Source organism: Moorena sp. SIO3H5 (assembly GCF_010692395.1).
Taxonomy (GTDB): Bacteria; Cyanobacteriota; Cyanobacteriia; order Cyanobacteriales; family Coleofasciculaceae; genus Moorena.
The window spans coordinates 1-3185 of sequence record NZ_JAAHHS010000616.1 but is presented as its reverse complement, the minus strand read 5'-3'; the positions used below and the strand labels follow the sequence as shown (position 1 = coordinate 3185).

Genomic DNA, 3185 nt, shown 5'->3' with positions numbered 1-3185 from the left:
TCACGTCTGTTGCACTATAGCAGGGAAACCCCAGCGACAAAACTCCCCTAAGCCTTGCCAGTCTTGACGGCGAGAACCTTGATAAATCTGGTTATAGCCCCGAGAGGTTAGTCGTTGTAAATCCTTGACCAGGGTATTGCCTACTTGGTTAGTTCTAGCACGGGCTAAATCCGCTGATACGGAGCGATACAAACTAGCGAGTTCCTTGATTTGGGATCCTGGCAAGGACTTGATTCCTCGTTTCTCCACTTGTTGGAGGAGGGTATCCAACTGTTTCCAATTTGCTTCCCGCCGCCCAATCCAACGTTTAATATTCATAAAGTTTTCGGGGTAATTTTCGTAAACCTCGCTTAAGATAGCGTTAAAACTTGTCTTGCCATCAATAGCCCCATCGACCCATGTCTTATGAGCCTAGTCCCAACCAATCTTTAGGACCACTCAGTATTGGTAATGTTGTTAATGTCGGTCTGCGGATCTACCGCGATCATTTTAAGTTATATTATCGTCTAGCTTTTATCGGTTATCTATGGCTATTAGTTCCCATATATGGCTGGGCTAAGTTTTGTGCCATGTTTGGGCTAATCTCACGTCTAGCGTTTAGGGAAATCATTGAACGTCCAGAAACAGTGAATGAGGCACGGAGCCATGTAAATCCTAGGATGTGGAGTTTTTTCAGAGCAGGGATCCTAGTATCATTGATAACTTTCCTAGTATCATTTATAACTCTTGGAGCAGCAATCTTAGTAGTATTTATCATTTCTTTTTTTCTTGGTCTCTTTTTCGGAGTCCTTGGTTTAATTTCCGGCAATAGCAGTACTGTTTTAGAAAATATTAATACTCTCCCTGAGAATAGTATTGCTATGACTATCATAGGACTTCTGGTTGTGATTATTTTGATGATTGTTTTTTTCTTTGGATTGAGCTGGGTTATATCTCGCTTGTTAATTTATGAAATACCGCTGGCTATAGAAGAAAATTCTATCGGTGCCAGGGCAGCAATTGGTCGCAGCTGGAAATTAACTCAGGGATTTATATTACGTATTCAAGGGATAGTAATTGTTGGCTTTTTAATATCACTACCTATTTCGATTGCTTTACAAATAGCTACATTCATGATTCAAACTATTTTATCTCTTTTGTTTCCTCAAGAATCAGCAATTTTTGCCTGGCTGTATTTAGTCCTAGTTTTTGGGCTGAGCTTTGCTAGTGGTGCCTTGTTAGTTCCCTTCTGGCAAGCCATTAAATCAGTGATATACTACGATCTATGTAGTCGTAAAGAAGGTCTAGATTTGCAGCTATGGGGAAGCTAACCTCAACACCGACTAATTTTTTTAATCGAGTCACTATACAAACCCCAGAAAGTGTTGAATTAGAATTAACGTTAGCAGGGATTGGCAGTCGAGCTTATGCCTTGCTAATTGATTATATTGTCTTAGGATTAATTTTATTAGTATTTCTAATTGCTTGGGGCTTTTTATCTTCCCAACTGCTGGACTTATTAGACTATTTTTTGGGTATTAATGATTTAAGGCTATGGCTAGTAGCCATTTATATATTTATTACTTTCTCGATTTACGTCGGTTATTTCGTTTTGTTTGAAACCCTATGGCAGGGACAAACACCGGGTAAGCGCTATGGCAAAATTCGTGTCATTCGTGATGATGCTAGACCAGTCAGACTACAGCAAGCTACCCTACGTGCTTTGCTCAGACCTGTTGATGATTTATGGTTCCTGGGAGTATTTTTAATTATCTTTAGCAAACGAGAAAAACGCTTGGGAGATTGGTTAGCAGGAACCCTGGTAGTCCAAGAAGAGCAGCCTATTGCTTCTGCTAGCTTCAAGATCTCCGATCAGGCTCAAGCCTTAGCCAATCAGCTCCAAAACCAGGCAGATTTGTCCCCCTTGCAGCCAGAAGACTTTGGTATGATTCGAGAGTATTTGCAGCGGCGCAAGGCAATGACATTTCATGCAAAAGCTAAGTTAAGCGGACAACTAGCTGATCAGGTCAAAGACATGATTGCCTTGGAAAAGGTACCTAATGGTGTCACAGATAACTTGTTTCTGGAGGCTGTGTACCTTGCCTATCAGCAGTTATCATCCCAGGATTACTGACCCACGCACCATTGATCAAGCTTGAGCCATGGGTTGCTTATGTCGGAACAAAATAACCTATGTACAGCAACAGTGAAGACGGATGACTCCTTAAAATCCGGTTTTTTACCAGATTTTAGGCTTGTAAGGCTAAATTAATGTCGCTACTATTGTACTTGAATACTTATACTAGCTTCTCATCCGGCTTTTGCCGTTAGTTGCTCATGGACATTCAGCTGATTAATATTGGTTTTGGTAACATTGTTTCAGCAAACCGAGTTGTAGCAATTGTTTCTCCAGAGTCTGCTCCTATCAAGCGGATCATTACTGAGGCAAAAGAGCGTGGATATCTTATTGATGCAACCTACGGGCGTCGCACCAGAGCGGTAATTGTGACCGATTCCAGCCATGTCATCCTATCGGCAATTCAGCCAGAAACTGTTGCCCATCGCTTCGTAATCAATAAAGATAGTCACAATGGTAATAATTAAGCTTGAAGCTTAACTAGACTCAACATGGAAGCAGGGAGACTCATTGTATTAACTGGTCCTTCTGGTGTTGGTAAAGGAACCTTGCTACGGCAGCTCCTGAAGCGACACCCACAACTTGATCTTTCGATTTCAGCAACCACCAGGCAACCTCGTCCTGGGGAGGTGCATGGTAAACACTATTACTTTGTCAGTCGTGACCAGTTTGAAGAAATGATGATAGGGGGTGAGCTTTTAGAGTGGGCTGAGTACGCTGGTAATTACTACGGTACACCTAGTTTGCCAGTCAAGCAGCTTCTTGAGAAGGGTAGGTCAGTTATTTTGGAAATAGAATTGGTTGGGGCAAGGAAAATCAATAAAACCTTTCCCTCTGCCCTCCGTATTTTTGTACTACCCCCCAGTCTAGATGAATTAGAGCAGCGGATTCGCTTGAGGGGTAAGGATAGTGAAGAAGTAATCGCGCAACGCCTTTCTATTGCCAAAGCCGAAATTGAAGCTGCTGATGAATTTGATGTGACTATTGTTAATAAAGACTTCAAAGAAGCTCTACAAAGCTTGGAAGCAGTTATTTTTCCATCGCCAAACTAAGTCATTAAATACAAAGA

General features: G+C 41.7%; 5 protein-coding genes. 4 read left to right on the top strand and 1 reads right to left on the bottom strand.

Annotation, left to right across the window (positions count from 1 at the left end):
* Positions 1-318 carry a hypothetical protein gene (locus F6K52_RS34500; RefSeq protein ID WP_364421188.1) on the bottom strand — a complete coding sequence of 106 codons (318 nt, stop codon included), beginning with the start codon at positions 316-318 and terminating at the stop codon, positions 1-3.
* Between the two features lie 377 nt (positions 319-695).
* Between F6K52_RS34500 and F6K52_RS34495 the strand changes: the two genes are divergently transcribed.
* The 4 genes from F6K52_RS34495 to gmk all read left to right on the top strand — a co-directional run bounded on the left by F6K52_RS34495 (position 696) and on the right by gmk (position 3168).
* Positions 696-1310 carry a hypothetical protein gene (locus tag F6K52_RS34495; RefSeq protein WP_293089437.1) on the top strand — a complete coding sequence of 205 codons (615 nt, stop codon included), beginning with the start codon at positions 696-698 and terminating at the stop codon, positions 1308-1310.
* Entirely contained in the window at positions 1298-2113 is an 816-nt protein-coding gene (locus F6K52_RS34490) for an RDD family protein (RefSeq protein WP_293089435.1), read from the top strand. Before F6K52_RS34495 ends, F6K52_RS34490 begins: the two co-directional genes overlap by 13 nt.
* A gap of 203 nt (positions 2114-2316) precedes the next feature.
* Positions 2317-2583, top strand: coding sequence for an extracellular matrix/biofilm regulator RemA (gene remA, locus F6K52_RS34485; RefSeq protein WP_293089433.1), 267 nt, complete (start codon positions 2317-2319; stop codon positions 2581-2583).
* Between the two features lie 24 nt (positions 2584-2607).
* The gene (gene gmk, locus F6K52_RS34480; protein ID WP_293089431.1) at positions 2608-3168 is read left to right on the top strand and encodes a guanylate kinase; all 561 of its coding nucleotides are present in this window, start codon (positions 2608-2610) and stop codon (positions 3166-3168) included.
* Positions 3169-3185 lie beyond the last annotated feature (17 nt).